Source organism: Methylopila sp. Yamaguchi (assembly GCF_002897035.1).
GTDB lineage: Bacteria > Pseudomonadota > Alphaproteobacteria > Rhizobiales > Methylopilaceae > Methylopila.
Genome location: NZ_BAUX01000002.1, coordinates 49,802 through 70,525 on the forward strand (window position 1 = coordinate 49,802; position 20,724 = coordinate 70,525).

Below are 20,724 nucleotides of genomic sequence, written 5' to 3' on the forward strand. Positions count from 1 at the left end.
TCGATCACAACGCCGTCGAGGGGCCGCGGACCGGACGCGAAATTTCTCGCGCGCCGCCGCGGCGGAGCGAGACTTTCGGTCGACGCCGCGCCATCTAGGTCGCAACCGCGCGACGCGCGAAGGCATGGGAGCCCCATCATGAATGAGGCCATGACAGCGGACGTGGCCGTGGTCGGCGGCGGTCCTGCAGGACTGCTCGCCGCGCTGCTCTGCGCCCGCGCCGGCGCCTCAGTCGCGCTGATCGCCGCCCCGCTTCCCTCCGACGCCCGAACCACCGCGCTGCTGGACCGCTCGGTGGCTGCGCTGCGCGACGCCGGGCTCTGGGAGCCGCTTGCGGCCGCCGCGGCCCCGCTCAGGAAGCTCCGGGTCATCGACGGCGGCCGGCGGCTGGTGCGCGCGCCGGAAGTGCTGTTCGACGCGGCGGAGCTGAACCTCGACGCCTTCGGCTGGAACGTGCCGAACGTCGCCCTCGCGGCGGCGCTCCGGGAGGCGCTCGCCGCCGAACCGACCGCGACAATGATCGACGCGGCGGCGGTCGCCAGCCGCCCGGGCGAGGACGACGTCGAGATCGAGCTGGCCGACGGACGCGTCGTGCGCGCGGCGCTCACCATCGCGGCGGACGGTAAGCGCTCCCTGATGCGGGAGGCGGCCGGTCTCGCGTTGCCGCTGACGCCGCGGCCGCAGACCGCCCTCGCCTTCACTGCGGATCACGAGCGGGACCACGAGGGCGTCTCGACCGAGATCCACTTCGAGGAAGGCCCCTTCACGCTGGTGCCGATGCCGGGCGGCCGCCGCTCCAGCGTGGTGTGGGTCGTTCGCCCGGCGGAGGCCGAGGACCTCCAGGCGCTTTCGCCCGAAGCCTTTGGCGAGGCCGCGACCCAGCGCGCCGGACGGCTGCTGGGCGCGATGACGCCGGTCGGCCGGATCGGGGCCTTCCCCATCGCCGTCGGCGCGGCGACACGGCTCGCGGCCCGCCGCACGCTTCTCGTCGGCGAGGCCGGCCACGCCCTTCCGCCGATCGGCGCGCAGGGGCTGAACCTTGGCGTCCGTGATGCGGTCGCGGCGGCCGATCAGGTCCGGCGCGCCATCGCCGCGCGCGGCGACGTCGGCGGTCTGCCGACGCTCGCCGGCTACATGCGCGACCGGGCGGCGGACGTGTGGTCCCGCACGCTCGCGACGGAGGGGCTGAACCGCACCCTCACCTCGGGTCATCCCTCGCTCCACGCGCTGCGCGGCGCAGGGCTTGCTGCGCTTCAGGCGATCGGCCCGCTCCGGCGCTTCGTCATGCGCCAGGGAATCGGCGGCGCAGCCTGATCGCTCACGGCAGCATGCCGTGGACCACGAGGTAGAGCATGCCTGTCACCGTCAGCACCGACAGCACGGTGCCGACGAGGATCACGCTCGAGGCGCGCTCCACGTAGGTCTGGTACTGGCTCGCCATCACGAAGATGTTGAGCGCAGGCGGAAGCGAGGCCATCAGCACCGCCGTCGACACCCAGATGCGGTCAAAGCCGCCGACCAGCGTCAGCAGCGTGAACACGATCAGCGGGTGAACCAGCAGCTTGATCGCGAGCAGCGCCGGAAGCTCGCCCGGGATCCGCTTCAAGGGCCGCAGGGCGACGGTGACGCCCAGCACGAACAGGGCGCAGGGCGCAGCCGAGCCGCTCAGCAGGCGAACGATCTCGTCGATCGGTTTGGGCGGGACGTAGTGCAGGTAGGCCGCGATCCCGCCGGCGAGCGTCGCGAGATTGAATGGATGCAGCGCGACCCGCCGGACCACCAGCGCGGCCGTCGCCCAGAGGCTCTCCCGCTTGCTCGCCGCCACCGACATCAGGAAGGGGACCAGCGTGAAGAACAGCATGCAGTCGAACACGAAGATGAGCGCCGTCGGCGCCGAGGCGGTTGGCCCCAGCGCGGCGAGCGTGAGCCCGGGTCCCATGTAGCCGACGTTGGAGTAGCTCCCGCCCATGGCCTGGATCGTCGCCTCGGGGATCTTGCCGCGGGCGGCGATCGTCCCGACGCCGAAGGACAGCGCGAAGGCGAGAAAGGTCGAGGCCGTGGTGACCGCGATGAAGCCGACGTTCGCCAGCTCCTCGAACGGCGTGCGCGAGATCAGGACGAAGTAGAGCGCGGGCACCGCCACATAGACGATGTAAACGTTGAACCACTCCAGCCCCCCGACAGGCGCCTTGATCAGGCGGCCGCAGGCGAAGCCGAGGAAGATCAGCCCGAAGAACGGCAGGGCGAGGCCGGCGACGTCCGCCATGCGGTCCAACGGGGCTGCTCCGGCCCGGCGGGCCGCTTGACGTGCGGCTAACGCCTTTGCCAAGAGGGGTCAACGCCGCGAGACGAATGTCAGACATCCAGCCCCCCGCGCTCCCGCCCTCCCCGCCTCAGACCTCGCGCGGGCTCCGGCGCCGGAAGCGGCGCGGGCGCCTGCGCAACACGCTCGAGGCGGCAGGCGTGCGGCTGATCGTGAGCCTCTGCCGGGCGCTCGGCCTCGACGCTGCGTCGGCCGTTTCCGGCGCGGTCTGGCGCGCGCTCGGACCGTTCAATCGTCGCCATCGGCGCGCGCTCGACAATCTCGCGAAGGCGTTTCCCGAGAAGACCGCAGCGGAGCGCGAACGCATCGCCCGCGGGGCCTGGGAGAACCTCGGGCGCAACATGGCGGAGGGCTTCCTGCTCGACCGCCTCCTCGCCCTGCCCGAGCGCTTCGAGGATCACGCGACCCCCGTCTTCGCGGCGGCGCGCGCCGAGGGGCGAGGGCTCGTCGCCGTCTCCGCCCATTACGGCAACTGGGAGCTCGGCGCGAAGTCGGTGGTCGAGGCGGGCTTCCGGCCGATGGGCGTCTACCGGGCGATCGACAACCCGCACGTCGACGCGCTGGTCCGCGCGGTGCGGGAGCCGCTCTACCTCGGCGGGCTGGTGCCGAAAGGACCCGACGCGCCTCGCAAGCTGATCGGCCACGCCCGCTCGGGCGAGGCGGTGGTGATCATGGCGGACCTGCGCGACGGGCGCGGCGTCGAGGTCCCGTTCTTCGGGCGCCCCTCGCGCTCCACCCCCTTCCCCGCCATCGTCGCGCGGCTGCTCGACGCGCCCCTGATCGCCGGTCGCGTGGTCCGGACGAAGGGCGCGCGCTTCGAGATGCAGTGCGAGCGGATCGACGTTGCGCGGACCGACGATCGGGACGCCGACGTGCTGGCGGCCACGGCGGCCGTCGCCGCCCTGTTCGAGCGCTGGATCCGCGAGCGGCCCGAGCAGTGGATGTGGAGCATGGGCCGCTGGCGCTAGTCCCGCTGCGACGAAAGCAGCGTTGCGCCGCAGCATGGGCGCGGGGAATGTGCCGGCGTCCCAGCCCACTCGCCCGAAAGGCAGTCCGCTCATGATCGTTCCGAGCGCCTACTACCGCCCGCTCGCGCTCGGCGCGCCCGCGCCCTTCCGGGAGCCGCCGGTCAAGGTGGAGCGGATGATCCATTTCGTGCCGCCCCACGTCGAGAAGATCCGCAACCGGGTCGGCGAACTCGCGACCCAGGTCGACGTCGTTCTCGGCAACCTCGAGGACGCGGTGCCGGCCGACGCCAAGGAGGCGGCGCGCGCGGGCTTCATCGAGATGGCGAAGGCGAACGACTTCGGCGCGGCGGGCCTCTGGATCCGCATGAACGCGCTCGACAGCCCTTGGGCGCTCGACGACGTCATCGAGATCGTCGGCGCGGTCGGCGACAAGCTCGACGTCATCATGCTGCCGAAGGTCGAAGGCGCCTGGGACGTCCATTACCTCGACCGGCTGCTGGCGCAGCTCGAGGCCCGCCACGCGATCAAGCGGCCCATCATGATCCACGCCATCCTCGAGACGGCGCAGGGCGTGATGAATGTCGAGGAGATCGCCAAGGCCAGCCCGCGCATGCACGGCATGAGCCTCGGCCCCGCGGACCTCGCCGCCTCGCGGCGCATGAAGACCACGCGCGTCGGCGGCGGCCATCCCGGCTACGGCGTGCTGACCGACAAGGAGGGCGACGCTCCGCGCGCCTTCTACCAGCAGGACCTGTGGCACTACACGATCGCCAAGATGGTGGACGCCTGCGCTGCGAACGGCATCAAGCCGTTTTACGGCCCGTTCGGCGACTTCTCCGACGGCGCGGCCTGCGAGGCGCAGTTCCGCAACTCCTTCCTGCTCGGCTGCGTCGGCGCCTGGACCTTGCACCCCTCGCAGGTCGCGATCGCCAAGCGCGTGTTCTCGCCGGACGTGGACGAGGTGAAGTTCGCCAAGCGCATCGTCGACGCCATGCCGGACGGCACCGGCGCGGTGATGCTCGACGGCAAGATGCAGGACGACGCCACCTGGAAGCAGGCCAAGGTCATCGTCGATCTCGCCCGGCAGGTGGCGGAGCGCGAGCCGGAGATGGCGGAAGCCTACGGCCTCTGAACCGATCGCCTCAGTTCGGCGTATGTGACGCGGTCGGACACGATCGCGTCGCAATGCCGTCGCATGCCATTGACTTGGGGCCGCGGTCGCGATCCTTTCCGCGTCCCGAAGCGAGACGTAACGTCGTCATGGCCGCCCGCGCACAGTATCGAAACGCCAGGTTCAAGATCGGCGAAGTGGTCCGCCACCGCGTCTACCCCTTCCGCGGCGTGATCTATGACGTCGACCCCACGTTCTCGAACACCGAGGAATGGTGGCAGGCGATTCCCGAAGACGTGCGCCCTGAGCGGGACCAGCCGTTCTACCACCTCCTCGCCGAGAATGCGGAGACCGAGTACGTCGCCTATGTCTCGGAGCAGAACCTGCTGCCGGACACCAGCGGAGAACCGGTGCGGCATCCGCAGGTCGAGGCGATCTTCGAGCGCTCCAGCGACGGCTCCTACCGCGTCCGCCGCGACGTCCGGCACTGAACGGCGAACCGGCTGAGCCCCGCTCCGCCGCGCATTTCGGCAAGACAGGGCCGTGAGGCGGCGTCTCCCCAGCTAATCTTCCGCCGTCCTCCTCCGGCTGGAGCGGGCCCATCTTAGACGTGGACCGCTGCGCCGGACGTGGATGGTCGGGTCTGCCGGACCATGACGCGGGTCGGCCAAACGAAAACGCGCGGCCCGGAGACCGGACCGCGCGTTCGTCAGTCGTTGCGGGCGCGAGCCCGCTGGATCACTGCTGCTTGACGGGGGCCTGTCCGCCGGGAGCCGGCGTCGCGGTGGGCGCGGCGCCCTGCATCTGCAGTTTGTCACGGGCCTCTTCGGCGCGCTTGTTCATCTCGGCGTTCAGGCGATCGCGCTCCTGCTGCACGACCTTGGGGTCGAGCGCCGGGCCGTCGTAGGCCTTGCTGAAGCCGGAGAGGCTGATCGGGAAGTTCACCGTCTTCGCCTGCTGGTTCATGGCCTGCACCACGAGGTTGTTGCCCTTCTTCACGTTGGCGAAGAAAGCGTCGGTCACCTCGACTTCGGCGTAGCAGGCGTTCGGGAAGCAGATCGAGTACTTGCCGCTCACCGGCTGGTTCTGATCGACCGCGACGCGAACGCCCGGCTGAATCAGAAGACCGGGGGGCACGGCGGCGAGGAAGAAGCGCTTGCTCTCGCCGCTCACCTGGCGGATCGCGATCGAGGCCACGGTCTGGCCGGTCTCGGCCTTCACGTCGCGAGAGGTGAGACACACCTCCTTCTTGGCCTGCGGATCGGTGTTGCAGATCTTCATCCAGTTCGGCTGCTGCGCCGCGGGCGGCGTGGCGGGCATCGGGCCGGGGCCTTCCGCCGGCGCCGCCTGCTGGGCCTGAGCCGCAGGCGCCTTCTTCTCCTGCGCGAAGGCCTGCGACGTCAGAGCGACGGAGGCGATCGCCGTAGAGAGGGCGGCGACGCGGGAGTACCTACCAAAATTCATGAGCGTTCCCTTCATGTCGTTCGAGACGACCGTCGCATCGGCGGCCGCGCGGATCGGATGGCGTCAACACGTGCGCCGAGATGCGCGAAGCCGAGCGTTTCTAACGCGAAGACGTCGCTGTCTGTCCAGCAAATGCGGCGACAGAGTGGCGCTTTTCGCTCCGTCCCCGCCTTGTCCGGGCGCGCTTCGCGGTTGTGATACGCTCTTTCTCGTGATTTGCGAATCGGACCCCGCGTCGGACCCTTACCGAATGCCGACACGATCCGACAGATGTCCGCGGCGCCGACTTTCGCTGATGCTGGCGGCGGTCGCGCTTGCCGCCGCCGCTTGGGCGGGCGCAAGCGCCCCAGGACGAGCCGACGAGCCAGTGCTGCGCACGGGCGTCGCCATGCATGGCGCGCCGGCGCTGCCTCCCGGTTTCGACCATCTCCCCTACGCCAATCCCGACGCGCCGAAGGGCGGCCGGGTGACCTACGGCTGGCTCGGCGCCTTCGAGACGCTCAATCCCTTCGGTTACCGCGGCAAGCCTGCGCAGGGTCTGAAGGCGAACGTGTACGAAAGCCTGCTCGCCCGCTCCTACGACGAGCCGTTCTCGCTCTATGGGCTGATCGCCGAGAGCGTCGAGCTGCCGGACGACCGCAGCTCCATCACGTTCCATCTGAATCCCAAGGCCCGGTTCTCCGACGGCGAAGCGATCACCGCCGACGACGTCGTCTTCACCTTCGAGCTGCTGCGGGAGCGCGGCCATCCGTCGTTCCGGACCAACTACCGGCGCGTGCGCGCGGTCTCCGCCGAGGACGAGCGCACGGTGCGCTTCGACCTCTCGGGATCCGACGACCGCGAGATGCCTTTGATCCTCGGGCTGATGCCGGTGCTGCCCCGCCACGCGACCGACCCCCAGACCTTCGAGGAGACGAGCTTCAAGCCGCTCGTGGGAAGCGGACCCTATGTGGTGAGCGACGTCGCCCCGGGCCGGGCCGTCACCTTCCGGCGGGATCCGAACTACTGGGGCGCGGACCTCCCCGCGAACCGCGGCCTGAACAACTTCGACGAGATCCGCTACGACTACTACCGCGACGCCAACGCGCTGTTCGAGGCCTTCAAGGCCGGGCTGATCGACGTGCTCCCGGAATCGGACCCGATCCGCTGGACCACCGGCTACGACTTCCCCGCCGTGCGGAACGGCGAGGTCGTGCGCGACGAGCTGAAGACCGGCCTGCCGTGGGGCATGAGCGCCTTCGTGTTCAACACCCGCAAGCCGCTGTTCGCGGACATCCGCGTGCGCGAGGCCCTCGCGGCGCTGTTCGACCACGCCTGGATCGACCGCAACCTCTACGGCGGCGCGACGGTGCGGACGTCGAGCTACTACGAAGGCTCGGAACTCGCCTCCACCGGCCGCGCCGCCGACGCCCGAGAGCGCGCGCTTCTCGCTCCGTTCCCCGGCGTCGTGCGGCCGGACGTGATGGAGGGGACGTGGCGGCCTTCGACCAGCGACGGCTCCGGCCGCGACCGCGACCAGCTCCGACGCGCTCTCGAGCTTCTCGCCGCCGCCGGCTGGACCGTGCGCGACGGCGAGCTGCGCGACGCGGCCGGCGCGCCGTTCCGCTTCGAGATCCTGGTCAGCGACAAGGACTTCGAGCGCCTGTCGCTGGCCTATGTCGGCGCGCTCAGTCGCGCCGGCATTCGCGCGACCGTGCGGCTGGTCGACTCCACGCAGGCCTTCCGGCGCCTGCAGACCTACGACTTCGACATGATCCCCTACAAATGGGTCTCGACGCTCTCGCCGGGAGCGGAGCAGAAAAAGTACTGGAGCGCCGCCGCCGCCGACACGCCAGGCGAGCGCAACTACATCGGCGTCAAGCAGCCGGCGGTCGACGCCATGATCGAGGCTCTGCTCGCGGCGCGGGAGCGGGACGATTTCGTCTCCGCCGCGCGCGCGCTCGACCGGGTTCTGCTTTCGGGTTTCTACGTCGTCCCGTTGTTTCATCTCAAAGATCAGTGGATCGCGCGCTGGCGGCGAATCGAACGACCCGATACGACTCCTCTGTACGGCGCGGCGTTCGAGACTTGGTGGCGCGCGCCGGCCTCCGCGGACCGACCGCGCCCCTGACCTTTCGGACCCGGCCCATGCGCCTTCCTGCCGCTTCGAACGACCCTCTCCCCAACCCGGTCGCGGGACGTTCGACGCTTGACGAGGTGCTCGCCCACAACGCCGCCGGTCATCCGGACGGGCGCGCGCTGGTGGAGTCCGGCCTGCCCTTCGGCGGATCCTGGCGCGAGGTGGACCGGGCGGTATCCGCGCTGGCTCATCGCTTCGCGGCCTGGCGGCTGAGCCCGGACGCCGCGGTCGGCGTGCAGATGGGGTCGAGCCCGGAGGGCGCGCTCGTCGTCGCCGCGCTGTGGCGCGCCGGCCTGATCCCCGCTTTGCTGCCCCTCCCCTGGCGGCGTCGCGAGATCGCGGCCGCGCTCGACGCCGTACGCGCCGAGGCGATCGTCGCGGTCACCGAACGCTCCGGTCTCAAGGGCGCTGAGAACGCCTGCGAGGCGGCCGTCGGTCTCGAACGCATCCGCTTCATCGGCTCGTTCGGCGCCAACCCGCCCGACGGCGCGACGCCGCTCGACGCGGCGCTCGTCGAACCCGCGTCGCCGTTCGAGCGCGTGGGCCGGCCGGACGACGCCGCCGACCATGTGGCGGTGATCAGCTTCGAACTCGGCGCCGTGCCGGTCGCCCGGACCCACAACGAGCTCGTGGCGGCGAGCCTCGGCGCGCTGCTCTCGTCCCGCCTCGACTCCTCCGGCCGCCTGCTGTCCACGCTTGACCTTGGCGGCCTCGCGGGCGTCGCCACTGGCCTCGCGCCCTGGCTGCTGGCGCGGTCCGCGGCGACGTTCCACCAGGCCTCGACCACCGCCGCCTTCGCCGCCGCAGCGCGCGCCCTCGACGCGACGCACGTCGCAGCGCCCGGCCGGGCGCTGGAGCGGCTCGTGGGCGATGGCGCGCTGGGCGGGACCATGCCCGAGGCGCTGATCGCCGTCTGGCGCGCGCCTGATCCGCGCAGCGGCGCCTGCGCCTCCGGCCTGACCACGCCCGCGACCCTGGTCGACGTCACCCTGTTCGGCGAACTCGGCCTCTTCGCCGCCGCCCGCAAGGCGCCGACCCGGCCGGTGGCGACCGCCCTCGGGCCGATCGCGCCGGAGGGCCTGGCGCCCCTGATCGAGACCCAGGTGATGCCCGACGGACGCCTGCTGGTGCGCGGCCCCGCCTGCCCCGGAGGCCGTTTCCTCGCCGCCGGCGGGGCGCGGCTGACCCACGACGCCGACGGCTTCGTCGACACCGGCCTGGTCGGAATCGCCGACCGCACCGCCGGCCGGATCTCGCTTGGCGGTCGCCGCCGCGGCGTGGCGCAGGTGGGCGGCGTGGCGCTCGCGCTGTCGGAAGCCGAAACCGCCATGGCCGCCGTCGGCCTCCCCGGAGCGGTCTCCGTCGAGGACGACGCGGTTCTGGGCGGCCGGCTGCGGCTCGAAGCGGCCGGGGGCCGGCGCGTCGCCGAACAGGAAGCCGCGGAGGCGCTCGCCGAAGCCGGCTTCGGCGCGGCCTTCGCCCCGCTGACGACGCCGGCGGAGCGCGCACGCCTGACGGCCTGACGCCGCGACGCGCCATCCGCCGCGGCGAGGAGGCTTACGTCGAGGCGCGCCGAGGCCTATATCGGGCCGACGCGTCCCCGATTTGAAAGCGTCCGCCGTGGCCTCCGAACCCCTCACCATCGACGTCTTCGCCGATCCCGTCTGCCCCTGGTGCTGGCTGGGCAAGCGCCGGCTCGACGCCGCCCTCGCCGCCCGGCCGGACGTCAACGCCGAGGTGCGCTGGCGTCCCTACCAGCTCGACCCTTCGGTGCCGCCGGAAGGCGCGGACCGGGCGGAGTATCTTGAGGCGAAGTTCGACGACGCGGCGCGTGTGCGCGCGACCCACGAGCAGCTTGTCGCCATCGGCCGCGACGAAGGAATCGCGTTTCTGTTCGGCGAGATCGAGCGCTTCCCCAACACGCTGGATTGCCACCGGGCGATCCGCCTCGCCGCGGAGGAAGGGCTGGTCGCGCAAAGCGCCTTCGTCGAGCAGCTGTTCGAGCTCTACTTCACCGAAGGCGAGGACATTTCCGACCACGCCGTCATCGCGCGCGCCGCCGACGAGGCCGGTCTCGACGTCGAAACCTTGCTGGAGCGGCTCGAGTCGGACGACGACTCCGAGGACGTGCGCGACGAGATCGAGCGCGCCCGCGCCATGGGCATCGACGGCGTCCCCTGCTTCATCTTCGCCGGCAAGCTGGTGGTCATGGGCGCTCACACGCCGGAGGTGCTGGTGGAGGCGATGGACCGCGCGCTGGGCGACGAGGACGACGTCGAGGCGTAGGGGACTCGGAACCGCGGCGCCCCGACGTGAAGGGCGGCCTTCAGGGTCCGGCTTGACCGGTCAACCCCCGACGAAGAGCTCCGGGGTCTCCGGTAGGTCCTCCGGTCAAGCCGGAGGCCGACGGCTCGGCTAAAACGACGTTACGGGAACATCGCGAGCTGGTTCAGGCCCTCGGTCTCCGGGAAGCCGGAGATCAGGTTCATGTTCTGCACCGCCTGACCCGAGGCGCCCTTCACCAGATTGTCGAGCGTGGAGATCACGATCGCCCGGTCCGGCCCGCGGTCGGCGATCACGCCCAGCTGGACGTTGTTCGACCCGCGCACGTGGCGCGACTGCGGGACCTTGCCGAACGGCAGAACCTGGACGAAGGGCTCGCCGGCGAAGGCCGCGCCCAGCGTTTCATGCAGCTGCTCCGCCGTCGCGCCGGCCTCAAGCGTCACGGTGATGGTCGCGTAGATGCCGCGGTTCATCGGGATGAGCTGCGGCGTGAAGGTCGCGAGCGACGCGCGCCCCGCCGCCTTGGCGAACTCCTGGTCGAGCTCCGAGGTGTGGCGGTGCTTGCCGACGCCATAGGCATGGACGCCTTCAGACACCTCGGAGAACAGCATCTCCTCCTTGGCCGCCCGGCCGGCGCCGGACATGCCGGTGGACGAGACGATCACGATCTGGGCCGGATCGATCAGCTTCGCCTTCAGCAGCGGAACCAAGGGCAGGATCGACGTCGTAGAGTGACAGCCGGGGTTCGCCACCAAACGCGCGCCGCGGATCGCGTCGCGGTTGAGCTCGACGAGGCCGAAGGCGGCCTCCGCCTGCAGCTCAAGCGCCTGATGCGCATGGCCGTACCATGTGGCGTAGGCGTCCGGGTCGGACAGACGGAAGTCGGCCGAGAGGTCCACCACCTTCAGATCAGGCTTCTTCGCGAAGAGGTCCTTGATCACGGTCTGGGTCGTGCCGTGGGGCAGCGCGCAGAACACGAGGTCGATCGCCGTCAGGTCGAGCTCGGCGATGGTGACGAGCTTCGGCAGGTCGAGCCCCGCGAACTGCGGGAAGACGTCCGCCATCGCCTGCCCCGCCTTGCGGTCGGCGGTCAGCGCCCGGATCGCCACGCGCGGATGGCGCGCGAGCAGGCGCACCAGCTCGGAGCCGGTGTAGCCGGAGGCGCCAAGGATCGCGACGTTCAGGGGGGCGGTCATCGTCTCAAGCCTTACGTTGAAGTCCTCCCGGCTCCGGGGAGCGGAGAGCCGGGACCGTCAGCAGCACTGCCCGTTATCACATTTCGCGCGGCGTCGGGATGACGGCTGTGCGTGCTTCGAGACGCCGGCCTGCGGCCGGCTCCTCAGCTTGAGGAGGTTTTGCGATCCGGACCTCAAGATGAGGCCGCGTCACGCTCCACCTCGTCGTCATGCCCCGGCTTGTCCGGGGCATCCACTCCTCCGCCTTGAGACTTCGCCAACTGGATCCCCCGGACAAGCCGGGGGATGACGCCGCGGCTTCGCCTATCCCGGCCGAGAAAGACAGCAGCTTGGCGTTCAGATCTCCACCACCACCCGGCCGCGGACCTTCCCGTCCAAGATCGCCTCGGCCGTCGGCACGATCTCGTCGAAGCCGATCGTCTTCGTCATGGCGGCGAGCTTGGCGCGGTCGAGGTCCTTGGCGAGCCGGCCCCAGGCCTCGATGCGGATCGGCTTCGGCACGGTCACGCTGTTGACGCCGAGCAGCGACACGCCGCGCAGGATGAACGGCGCGACCGAGGTCGGCAGGTCCATGCCGGCGGCGAGACCGCAGGCGGCGACCGCGCCGCCGGACTTGGTCTGGGCGATGGCGTTCGCGAGCGGCACGGAGCCGACGGAATCGATCACGCCGCCCCAGATCTCCTTCTGCAGCGGCTTGCCGGGAGCGGCCAGTTCCTCACGCGGCAGGATGCGCGCGGCGCCCAGGTCGCGGAGATACTCGGCCTCGCTCTCTCGGCCGGTGGAGGCCACGACCTCGTAGCCGAGCTTGGCGAGCAGCGCGACGGCGACCGAGCCGACACCGCCGGCGGCGCCGGTGACGAGCACCGGACCACGCTCCGGCGTCACGCCATGACGCTCCAGCGCCATCACGCAGAGCATCGAGGTGTAGCCGGCCGTGCCGATCGCCATGGCCTCGGCGGCGCTCAGCCCATCGGGCAGCGGCACCAGCCAGGCGCCCGGCACGCGGGCGATCTCGGCGTAGCCGCCCAGATGGGTCTCGCCGACGCCCCAGCCGTTCAGCACGACCTCGTCCCCGACCTTGAACTCGTCGGTCGTCGACGCCGCCACCTTGCCGGCGAAATCGATGCCGGGGATCATCGGGAAGCGCCGGACCACCGGCGACTTGCCGGTGATCGCCAGCCCGTCCTTGTAGTTGACGGTGGAATGGGACACCCGGACGACGACGTCGCCGTCCATCAGTTCGGCCTCGTCGAAGTCGACCGTCGAGAGGGTCTGGCCGGCGTCGCCCTTGTCGATGCGCAGCGCGCGGAAGGTGGACATGTCGAGCTCCTGACGTGTGACGTTCGGGTGAGGCCCTAGATAGAGGGCCGCCCCCCGTTCGTCATCCCGCAGGCGCCCCGCGGTCAGCCCTCCATCGCGTCCAGCGCGCCGGTGTTCTCCGGCAGCACCTGGCCGCCGTCGACCACGATCGTCTGGCCCGTGACGTAGTTGGCGACGTCGCTGGCGAAGTAGAGCGCCGCTCCGGCAATGTCCGCGACGACGCCCAGCCGCTTCATCGGCACCGAGGCCGCGGTCTTGTCGATGTAGTCCTGCCCGACGCCCGCCATGCCCTCCGTCATGATGTTGCCGGGCATAACGGCGTTCACGGTGATCCCGAACGGCGCGAGCTCGATCGCCGCGGTGCGCATGAAGCCGAGCTGCCCGGCCTTGCTCGCCCCGTAGTGCGACCAGCCGGGATAGCCGGTGATCGGCCCCGTGATGGAGGAGGTCAGCACGATCCGCCCGGCCTTCGACGCCTTCAGCGCCGGCAGGCAGGCCTGCACCGACAGGAAAGTGCCCTTGAGGTTCACGTCCATGACGAGGTCGAAGTCGGCCTCCGTCATGTCGGCCAGCTTGGCCGCCGGGAAGATGCCGGCGTTGGCGCAAAGCACGTCGATTCCCCCGAAGCGCTCGACCGCCGCGGCCGCCATCGCCTGGGCGCCGGCGAGCTTCGACACGTCGGCCGCGAAGCCGCTGGCCCCGCCGCCGATCTCCGCGGCGACCGCATCGGCCTCCGCGCCGTTTCGCGCGACCACCAGCACCCGGTAGCCGGCGTCGGCGAAGCCCTTCGCGATGCCCTTGCCGATCCCCTTCGAGCCGCCCGTCACGATGGCCGTGCGGGATGTTGCGTAAGTCATGGGCGCCCCTGCCGTCTGCCTGTTTCGGCAGCAAGGTCGCTCATAAAAACAACGTTGTAAACCCAACAAACCGGGCGATACTCGCCACAGAAAATGACCGACTTGCCAAGTCGGCAGAGAGGCCGCGGCGGCCGCGGCCTGGCGATCACTCGGGGATCAGGGGACTTCGCATGACCACCGTGACCAAGCGCGACGCGCTGAAACTCTTGGGCGGGGCTGCGCTTGCAGCGCCCTTCGCCGGCGCTCTTCCGGCGTTCGCGGCGCGCGAGAACGAGCTGAACATCCTGTGCTGGGAGGGCTACAACTCCGCGCAGGTGCTGGACCCCTACCGATCCGCCAAATCCGCCACCGTCAAGGCCGAGAGCCTCACCAACGATCCCACCATGATCAACCGGCTTCGGGCCGGCGAGACCAAGGTCTGGGACCTGATCAACGTCAACAACCCCTGGGCTCGCAAGGCGATGTATCCAGAGGGCCTGATCAAGCCGCTGCCGAAGGCCGAATTCGAGCCCTTCTTCGATAAGATGCTGCCTCAATTCAAGGCGCCGTACCGCTGGGCCATGAGCGACGACGGCAAGGAGCTGCTGGGCATGGCCCAGCGCTTCGGGCCCTACAGCTTCGTGGTGAACACCGACAAGGTGAGCCGGAAGACCGCGGAGGAGCAGGGCTGGGAGCTGTTCAACGACCCCTCGCTCAAGGGCAAGTACGGCATCCTCGAGAGCGACGACTGGAACGTCTTCAACATCTTCATGATCGCGGGCATCAACCCGTTCAAGGTCCACGACGCGGCGGAGATGGCGAAGTTCGGCGAGACGGCCAAGAAGGTCTTCGGCGGCGCCAAGCTCGTCGGCGACATCGCAGCGATGAACCAGGCGCTGGTGTCGGGCGAGATCGACTTGCACATGACGGGGGGCACCTACTCGGTCTCCCCCGCCCGCGCCGACGGCCACCCGGAGCTTCGCGCGGTCACCCCGCTCAAGGGCCCGATCGACGGCAAGGGCGGCATCTCCTGGATCGAGATCACCTCGACCGTGAACAACCCCAACCTGTCGCCGCTCGCGACTGAGTTCCTGAAGTACGTGCAGGACCCGAAGGTGGCGCACACCGTGGCCTTCGCCGAAGGCACCTTCAACCCGGTGGCGCAGATGGGGAACAAGGCCTGCTTCGACCTCTTCACCAAGGAGGAGCTCGACGCCATCCAGTGGGACAGCCTGGAGGAGGAGATGTCGCGGTCGGCCGAGTACGACATCGTGCCGGACTACGACAAGGCGCTCGAGATCATGACCTCCGCCAAGCGCACCAAGGGCTGAGACGGGCGCTCGCCGAGCCGCCCTCCACGCCGGCTCATCGCACGTCATCCCGGACGACGGCCGTCGATCCGGCAACGTCCTGCGATGAGCCCTCGCTCCGCGCGATCCCGGCTCTTGCTCCGCGCGGCCGGGATGACGTCCCTTGATCCAAGACGCATGAGGTTCAGCCCATGACGGCGGCCGCCTTCGCCTCGCCCCCGGCGCCCTCGCCTCTCCCGGAGGCCCTGCCCATCCTCCAGCTCGTCGGCGTGCGGAAGACCTTCGGAGCCTTCGCCGCGGTGGAGCGCATCGACCTCGACATCCGCGACGGCGAGTTTCTGACGATCGTCGGGCCCTCCGGGTCGGGCAAGACGACGCTCCTGCGGATGCTGGCCGGCATGGAGGCGCCGAGCGAGGGCGACATCAGCCTACGCGGCGTGCGCATCAACGAGACTCCGCCGGCGCGGCGGCCGACCTGCCTGGTGTTCCAGTCGCTTGCGCTGTTCCCGCACAAGACGGTGGGCGAAAACATCGAGTTTCCGCTGAAGGTGAAGAAGGTCTCGCCTGCGGCTCGCAAGTCCCGCGCGCTGGAGCTGCTGCGCCTCGTCCAGCTGCCGGAGAGCTACTACGCCAAGAACGTCATGCAGTGCTCCGGCGGCGAGCGGCAGCGCGTGGCGCTCGCCCGCGCGCTCGCCTACGACCCCGACGTGCTGTTCTTCGACGAGCCGCTCTCGGCGCTCGACTACAAGCTCAAGAAGGTGATGGAGAAGGAGCTCAAGGACCTCCATCGCCTGAGCGGCAAGACCTTCGTGTACATCACGCACAGCCTCGAGGAGGCGATGGTGATGTCGGACCGCATCGGCGTGATGCGCGCCGGACGCCTCGTGCAGGTCGGCACGCCGGAGGAGATCTACACCCAGCCGTCGACGAAGTTCGTCGCCGAGTTCATGGGCGAGGTGAACGTGTTCGACGCCGTCCGCGCCGAGGGCGGCTGGCGGATCGACGGCGTGGACGGGCCGGCGACGCTCAACCTGCCGTCGGCGCTGCGCGAGGCGGACGCCGCGGCGGTCGTAGTTCGACCGGAGTTCCTACGTTTCGTGGAGGGGCCCGCCGGCGCCCAGAACCGGCTCACAGGCGTCGTCTTCAACGAGTACGCGCTGGGCTCCCGGATCCAGTATCAGGTGCGCGTGGGCGAGAAGACCTTCCTGCTGGAGCTCTCTCGCGCCAACGCCTGGCGCGGCAAGCCCGGGGACGCCGCGATCATCGGCTGGGACGCCCGCGACGCCATCGTGGTGGCGGCGTGAGCGGGGCGACGGCGGTGGCCGACGCCTCTCGGCTCGCTGTCGGCGCGTCGCCCGCAAGGACCCGAGCCGCGTTTCGGCTGTCGCGCGGCGCGCTCTGCTCGCTCCCCGTCGGCCTGACGCTGCTGCTGGGCTTCGTCGCGCCCCTTGCGACCGTCGCCGCCTACGCCTTCGCGACGCCAAAGAGCTTCGACGTCTTTCGCTCGTTCACGCTGACCAACTTCGCTTCGATCTTCGATCCCGCGAACACGGTCTGGCAGTCCTTCGTCTGGTCGCTTGGACTCGCGGTGCTGACGGTGGTCGCGCTCGCGGTCGTGGCCTACCCCATCGCCTGGGGCCTCGCCCGCAGCTTCGGGCGCTGGTCGGGCTTCATCAGCGTGCTGTTCGTGTTCCCGCTGTTCGTGTCGGAGAACGTGCGGCTCTACGGCTGGACGTTGTTCTTCCTGAAGAACGGCGTGCTCGACGGCACGCTGAAGCTGGTTGGCGGCGCCGGCCCCGAGGTGCTCTACACACCCGGCGCCATCCTGTTCGGCATGGTCTACGTCTACCTGCCCTTCATGCTGTTCCCGATGACGCTCGGCCTCGCGATGGTGCCGAAGGACCTCGTCGAGGCCGCGCGCGATCTCGGCGCCTCCCGGCTGCTGATCTGGCGCGAGATCGAGCTGCCGCTCGCGACCCCTGGCGTCCTGATCGGCATGCTGTTGACCTTCGTGCTGGCGGTCGGGGCGGTGGCGGAATCCAAGGTGCTCGGGGGGCAGTCGGTGATCGTCATCACCCACGACATCGAGATCGCCTTCACCTACGCCCAGAACTGGCCGCTCGGTTCGGCGCTCGCGCTGCTGCTGACGGTCATCGTCGGCGCGCTGTCGCTGGCGGCGCTGGCGAAGCTCGACCTCGACCGCATCCTGGGGAGGCGGTGAGCCATGAACCAGTCCGCCCGTCGCTCCAACTTCCTGATCTGGGCCTGGACGCTGTTCGTCCTCGTGCTCGTCTATCTGCCGATCGTCTGCGGCGCGCTCGCGGGGCTGTCGAAGAGCCGCTACTTCGGCTTCCCCGTCGCCCGCTGGTCCACGGAGTGGTGGAGCCGCGCGCTGGAGAGCTTCGAGGTCCAGACCATCGTCAAGACCTCGCTGGCGATCGCGCTCATCGTCACTCTGGTCGCCGTCGTCGTCGCCTTCTTCGGCGCGCTCGCCTTCGCGCGCTACGACTGGAAGGGGCGGCGGCTCTATCAGAAGCTGGTGCTGCTGCCGATCTTCTTTCCGCAGCCGGTGCTCGGCCTCGCGCTGCTGCTGTGGTTCAACGCGGTCGGGATCCAGCCGACCTGGCAGACGGCGATCTTCGCCCATCTGGTCTGGATCGTGCCGGTCGTGACGCTGGTCATCGCGATCCAGGTCTATGGCTTCGACCCGGCGCTCGAGGAAGCGGCGGCCGATCTCGGCGCGGGGCGGCTGTTCGTCCTGCGCGAGATCACGCTGCCGATCCTGTGGCCGGGCGTCTGGTCGGGCGCGCTCTTCGCTTTTCTGCTGTCCTGGGGCAATTTCCCGCTGTCGCTCTACACGACCGGCGCGGACTCCACCGTCCCGGAGTGGCTCTATTCGAAGATGGTGGCGGGCTACACGCCGATGGTGCCGGCGCTCGGCACCATGAGCACGCTCGCCGCCGCGACCCTGCTGCTCGCCGGCGGTCTGATCGCCGCCCTGCTCCGCCGCCGCGCCGCGGGCAAGGCGGCGAGCGCGTAAGCTCCCGGGCGCGGCCGGACGCTCAGCCGCCCAGCTGCGTCAGCGCCGCCTCGATCTTGGCGAGTCGGGCGGCGTAATCCGCGCGCTTCTCACGCTCGGCCTCGACCACCTCCTCCGGCGCACGGGCGACGAAGCTCTCGTTGCCGAGCTTGCCGTCGATGCGCTTGATCTCGCCCTGCGTCTTGGCCCGCTCCTTGGCGAGCCGGTCCTTCTCGGCGGCGATGTCGACCACGCCTTCGAGCGGCACGGCGACCACGCAGCCGCGGACAATGAGCTGGATCGCCGCCTTGGGGGCCTCGTCGGCGAAGGACACCGCGGAGACACGCGCGATGCGGGCGAGCGTCGGCGCCGCCCGCATCGCGCGGGCGCGAGTCTCGCCGTCGCCGCCGACCACCACCAGCGGCAGCGTGGCGGAGGCCGGCACGCCCATCTCGGCGCGGGCCGAGCGCAGCTCCGTCACCACCTCGACCAGCCAGCCGATCTCGGACTCGGAGGCCGCGTCGCCGAGACCCTCCAGCGCCGGCCAGCGGGTGAGCGCCAGCACGTTCGCGCGGGGAGCGTCGCCGGCGCGGGCGTCCCACAGCTCCTCCGTGACGAAGGGCATGAACGGGTGCAGCAGCTTCACCACTTCGTCGAGCACGAAGGCGACCGTGGCGCGGGTCTCCGCGGCTTCCGCGCCCTGCCCTTCGCCCTGGAGCACCGGCTTCACCAGCTCGAGATACCAGTCGCAGACGACGTTCCAGGTGAAGCGGTAGGCCCCGCCCGCCGCCTCGTTGAAGCGGTAGGCCTCCAGCGCCGCCGTGGTTTCGGCGACCGCTTTCGAGGCCTCGCCAAGGATCCAGCGGTTGACGGTCTCCTTCACCGAGGACGGATCGAAGCCGGGAACTGGACGGCAGCCGTTCATCTCCGCGAAGCGCGAGGCGTTCCAGAGCTTGGTCGCGAAGTTGCGGTAGCCCTCGACCCGGGCGCGGGCGAGCTTGATGTCGCGGCCCTGCGCGGCCATCGCCGCCAGCGTGAAGCGCAACGCGTCCGCGCCGTAGGCGTCGACCAGCTCGATCGGGTCGATGACGTTGCCCTTCGACTTCGACATCTTGGCCCCCTTCTCATCGCGGACGAGGGCGTGGATGTAGACGTCGCGGAACGGCACCTCCTTCATCACGTAGAGGCCCATCATCATCATCCGGGCGACCCAGAAGAAGATGATGTCGAAGCCCGTCACCAGCACGGCGTTGGGGTAGTACTTCTCGAGCTCCGGGGTCTGGTCCGGCCAGCCCATGGTGGAGAACGGCCACAGCGCGGAGGAGAACCAGGTGTCGAGCACGTCCTCGTCGCGGGTGAGCGCCGTCGGCGCTCCGTAGTGGGCCTCGGCGGCCGCGAGCGCTTCGGCTTCCGTCTCTTCGACGAAGATGGCGCCGTCCGGCCCGAACCACGCCGGGATCTGGTGGCCCCACCACAGCTGGCGCGAGACGCACCAGGGCTGGATGTTCTCCATCCACTCGAAGTAGGTCTTGGACCAGTTCTCGGGAATGAAGCGGGTGCGGCCGTCGCGGACGGCGGCCATGGCCTCCACCGCGAGCTTGCCGGCGTCGACGTACCATTGGTCGGTCAGATAGGGCTCGATCACCACGCCCGAGCGGTCGCCGTGCGGCACCTGATGGACATGGGGTTCGGTCTCGACCAGAAGGCCGAGCTCTTCGAGGACCGCCAGCACGCGCTTGCGCGCGTCCGCGCGGTCGAGCCCGTCGAGCGACATCATGAGATCGAGGTCGAGCGTCTCCGGCGCGCCGTCCAGGAACGCGTCATTGCCGAGCAGCGCGAGGCGGCCGTCCGGCGTCAGCACGTTGATCAGCGGCAGATTGTGACGCTTGCCGACCTCGAAGTCGTTGAAGTCGTGCGCCGGCGTTATCTTGACCGCGCCGGTGCCCTTTTCCGGATCCGAGTACTCGTCCGCGATGATCGGAATGCGCCGGCCGACGAGCGGCAGGACGACGAACTTGCCGACGAGGTGCTTGTAGCGCTCGTCGTCGGGGTGCACGGCGACCGCGCTGTCGCCCAGCATGGTCTCGGGTCGCGTGGTCGCGACGACGATCGACTCAGTCGAACCCTCGACGGGATAGCGCAGGTGCCAGAGATGGCCCTTCACCTCGACCGACTGGACCTCGATGTCGGAGATCGCGGTGAGCAGCTTCGGGTCCCAGTTCACGAGCCGCTTGTCGCGATAGATCAGCCCGTCCTTGTGCAGGCGGACGAACAGCTTCACGACCGCGCGCGACAGGCCCTCGTCCATGGTGAAGCGCTCGCGCGACCAGTCGGCGGAGGCGCCGAGCCGCTGCAGCTGCTTCAGGATCATGCCGCCGCTCTCGGCCTTCCACTCCCAGACGCGCTCGACGAACTTCTCGCGCCCCATGTCGCGCCGGCCGGGCTGCTGGCGCTCGGCGAGCTGGCGTTCGACGACCATCTGGGTGGCGATGCCGGCGTGGTCCATCCCAGGCTGCCACAGCACGTCCTTGCCGCGCATGCGCTCGAAGCGCGCGAGGATGTCCTGCAGCGTGTCGTTCAGCGCGTGCCCCATGTGGAGCGAGCCGGTGACGTTCGGCGGGGGGATGACGATGCAGTAGGGCTCTGCGCCCGGCTCCGCGCCCGCGCCCGCCTTGAATGCGCCCACCTCGTCCCAGCGGGCCGCGATCCGCGGCTCGATGTCGGCCGGCGAATAGGTCTTGTCGAGCATGGGACGGCCTCGGACGCGCTTGAAAA

The 20,724-nt window shown here is 70.0% G+C and carries 17 protein-coding genes; 11 read left to right on the forward strand and 6 right to left on the reverse strand.

All coding sequences use genetic code 11. The features are described from left to right. The first annotated feature begins 138 nt into the window (after positions 1-138). On the forward strand, positions 139-1,314 hold the full coding sequence (locus METY_RS02425) for an FAD-dependent monooxygenase (protein WP_103119814.1): 1,176 nt from the start codon (positions 139-141) through the stop codon (positions 1,312-1,314). Between the two features lie 4 nt (positions 1,315-1,318). Here the strand turns inward: METY_RS02425 and METY_RS02430 are convergent, their stop codons facing one another. Further along, positions 1,319-2,266, reverse strand: a complete 948-nt coding sequence (locus tag METY_RS02430; RefSeq protein ID WP_103119815.1) for an AEC family transporter — start codon at positions 2,264-2,266, stop codon at positions 1,319-1,321. Positions 2,267-2,463: 197 nt separating this feature from the next. Here METY_RS02430 and METY_RS02435 point away from each other — a divergent pair, with 197 nt between their 5' ends. The 3 genes from METY_RS02435 to hspQ all read left to right on the forward strand — a co-directional run bounded on the left by METY_RS02435 (position 2,464) and on the right by hspQ (position 4,893). Further along, positions 2,464-3,291: a lysophospholipid acyltransferase family protein gene (locus METY_RS02435; protein WP_200819576.1), complete on the forward strand. Its 828-nt coding sequence runs from the start codon at positions 2,464-2,466 to the stop codon at positions 3,289-3,291. A 91-nt stretch (positions 3,292-3,382) separates the two neighbouring features. Next, positions 3,383-4,423 (forward strand): HpcH/HpaI aldolase/citrate lyase family protein, encoded by a 1,041-nt coding sequence (locus tag METY_RS02440; protein WP_103119817.1) that lies wholly within the window; start codon positions 3,383-3,385, stop codon positions 4,421-4,423. Positions 4,424-4,551: 128 nt separating this feature from the next. After that, the gene (gene hspQ / locus METY_RS02445) at positions 4,552-4,893 is read left to right on the forward strand and encodes a heat shock protein HspQ (RefSeq protein ID WP_103119818.1); all 342 of its coding nucleotides are present in this window, start codon (positions 4,552-4,554) and stop codon (positions 4,891-4,893) included. A gap of 247 nt (positions 4,894-5,140) precedes the next feature. Here hspQ and METY_RS02450 read toward each other — a convergent pair whose 3' ends face one another. Beyond that, complete coding sequence (locus METY_RS02450) at positions 5,141-5,881, reverse strand: invasion associated locus B family protein (protein WP_103119819.1); 741 nt, start codon at positions 5,879-5,881, stop codon at positions 5,141-5,143. Positions 5,882-6,161: 280 nt separating this feature from the next. Here METY_RS02450 and METY_RS02455 point away from each other — a divergent pair, with 280 nt between their 5' ends. From METY_RS02455 to METY_RS02465, 3 genes are all read left to right on the forward strand, one after another. Continuing rightward, on the forward strand, positions 6,162-7,976 hold the full coding sequence (locus METY_RS02455) for an extracellular solute-binding protein (RefSeq protein ID WP_103119820.1): 1,815 nt from the start codon (positions 6,162-6,164) through the stop codon (positions 7,974-7,976). 17 nt (positions 7,977-7,993) lie between these two features. Beyond that, positions 7,994-9,508: a class I adenylate-forming enzyme family protein gene (locus METY_RS02460; protein WP_146035646.1), complete on the forward strand. Its 1,515-nt coding sequence runs from the start codon at positions 7,994-7,996 to the stop codon at positions 9,506-9,508. A 97-nt stretch (positions 9,509-9,605) separates the two neighbouring features. Further along, positions 9,606-10,271 (forward strand): DsbA family oxidoreductase, encoded by a 666-nt coding sequence (locus METY_RS02465; RefSeq protein ID WP_103119822.1) that lies wholly within the window; start codon positions 9,606-9,608, stop codon positions 10,269-10,271. A 140-nt stretch (positions 10,272-10,411) separates the two neighbouring features. Here METY_RS02465 and argC read toward each other — a convergent pair whose 3' ends face one another. From argC to fabG, 3 genes are all read right to left on the reverse strand, one after another. Next, entirely contained in the window at positions 10,412-11,464 is a 1,053-nt protein-coding gene (argC, locus tag METY_RS02470; protein WP_103119823.1) for an N-acetyl-gamma-glutamyl-phosphate reductase, read from the reverse strand. A gap of 336 nt (positions 11,465-11,800) precedes the next feature. Further along, complete coding sequence (gene acuI, locus METY_RS02475; protein ID WP_103119824.1) at positions 11,801-12,784, reverse strand: acrylyl-CoA reductase (NADPH); 984 nt, start codon at positions 12,782-12,784, stop codon at positions 11,801-11,803. A gap of 83 nt (positions 12,785-12,867) precedes the next feature. Next, entirely contained in the window at positions 12,868-13,641 is a 774-nt protein-coding gene (gene fabG, locus METY_RS02480) for a 3-oxoacyl-ACP reductase FabG (protein WP_103119825.1), read from the reverse strand. Positions 13,642-13,811: 170 nt separating this feature from the next. On the opposite strand from fabG, the gene METY_RS02485 reads away from it, so the two are divergent. From METY_RS02485 to METY_RS02500, 4 genes are all read left to right on the forward strand, one after another. After that, on the forward strand, positions 13,812-14,951 hold the full coding sequence (locus tag METY_RS02485) for an ABC transporter substrate-binding protein (protein ID WP_103119826.1): 1,140 nt from the start codon (positions 13,812-13,814) through the stop codon (positions 14,949-14,951). 170 nt (positions 14,952-15,121) lie between these two features. Next, positions 15,122-16,234, forward strand: a complete 1,113-nt coding sequence (locus tag METY_RS02490; RefSeq protein ID WP_103119827.1) for an ABC transporter ATP-binding protein — start codon at positions 15,122-15,124, stop codon at positions 16,232-16,234. A gap of 14 nt (positions 16,235-16,248) precedes the next feature. Beyond that, the gene (locus METY_RS02495; RefSeq protein WP_103119828.1) at positions 16,249-17,151 is read left to right on the forward strand and encodes an ABC transporter permease; all 903 of its coding nucleotides are present in this window, start codon (positions 16,249-16,251) and stop codon (positions 17,149-17,151) included. 3 nt (positions 17,152-17,154) lie between these two features. Next, complete coding sequence (locus METY_RS02500; protein ID WP_103119829.1) at positions 17,155-17,970, forward strand: ABC transporter permease; 816 nt, start codon at positions 17,155-17,157, stop codon at positions 17,968-17,970. Between the two features lie 22 nt (positions 17,971-17,992). Here METY_RS02500 and METY_RS02505 read toward each other — a convergent pair whose 3' ends face one another. Then, on the reverse strand, positions 17,993-20,698 hold the full coding sequence (locus METY_RS02505) for a valine--tRNA ligase (protein WP_103119830.1): 2,706 nt from the start codon (positions 20,696-20,698) through the stop codon (positions 17,993-17,995). Between the last annotated feature and the right edge of the window lie 26 nt (positions 20,699-20,724).

Excerpts from the sequence above, each read along its gene's own strand:
- METY_RS02505 (WP_103119830.1), bottom strand. The coding sequence starts at position 20,698 with ATGCTCGACAAGACCTATTCGCCGGCCGACATCGAGCCGCGGATCGCG.
- hspQ (WP_103119818.1), top strand. The coding sequence starts at position 4,552 with ATGGCCGCCCGCGCACAGTATCGAAACGCCAGGTTCAAGATCGGCGAA.
- METY_RS02440 (WP_103119817.1), top strand. The coding sequence starts at position 3,383 with ATGATCGTTCCGAGCGCCTACTACCGCCCGCTCGCGCTCGGCGCGCCC.
- METY_RS02430 (WP_103119815.1), bottom strand. The coding sequence starts at position 2,266 with ATGGCGGACGTCGCCGGCCTCGCCCTGCCGTTCTTCGGGCTGATCTTC.
- METY_RS02450 (WP_103119819.1), bottom strand. The coding sequence starts at position 5,881 with ATGAAGGGAACGCTCATGAATTTTGGTAGGTACTCCCGCGTCGCCGCC.
- METY_RS02460 (WP_146035646.1), top strand. The coding sequence starts at position 7,994 with ATGCGCCTTCCTGCCGCTTCGAACGACCCTCTCCCCAACCCGGTCGCG.
- METY_RS02485 (WP_103119826.1), top strand. The coding sequence starts at position 13,812 with ATGACCACCGTGACCAAGCGCGACGCGCTGAAACTCTTGGGCGGGGCT.
- acuI (WP_103119824.1), bottom strand. The coding sequence starts at position 12,784 with ATGTCCACCTTCCGCGCGCTGCGCATCGACAAGGGCGACGCCGGCCAG.
- METY_RS02490 (WP_103119827.1), top strand. The coding sequence starts at position 15,122 with ATGACGGCGGCCGCCTTCGCCTCGCCCCCGGCGCCCTCGCCTCTCCCG.
- METY_RS02425 (WP_103119814.1), top strand. The coding sequence starts at position 139 with ATGAATGAGGCCATGACAGCGGACGTGGCCGTGGTCGGCGGCGGTCCT.
- argC (WP_103119823.1), bottom strand. The coding sequence starts at position 11,464 with ATGACCGCCCCCCTGAACGTCGCGATCCTTGGCGCCTCCGGCTACACC.
- METY_RS02500 (WP_103119829.1), top strand. The coding sequence starts at position 17,155 with ATGAACCAGTCCGCCCGTCGCTCCAACTTCCTGATCTGGGCCTGGACG.
- fabG (WP_103119825.1), bottom strand. The coding sequence starts at position 13,641 with ATGACTTACGCAACATCCCGCACGGCCATCGTGACGGGCGGCTCGAAG.
- METY_RS02455 (WP_103119820.1), top strand. The coding sequence starts at position 6,162 with ATGCTGGCGGCGGTCGCGCTTGCCGCCGCCGCTTGGGCGGGCGCAAGC.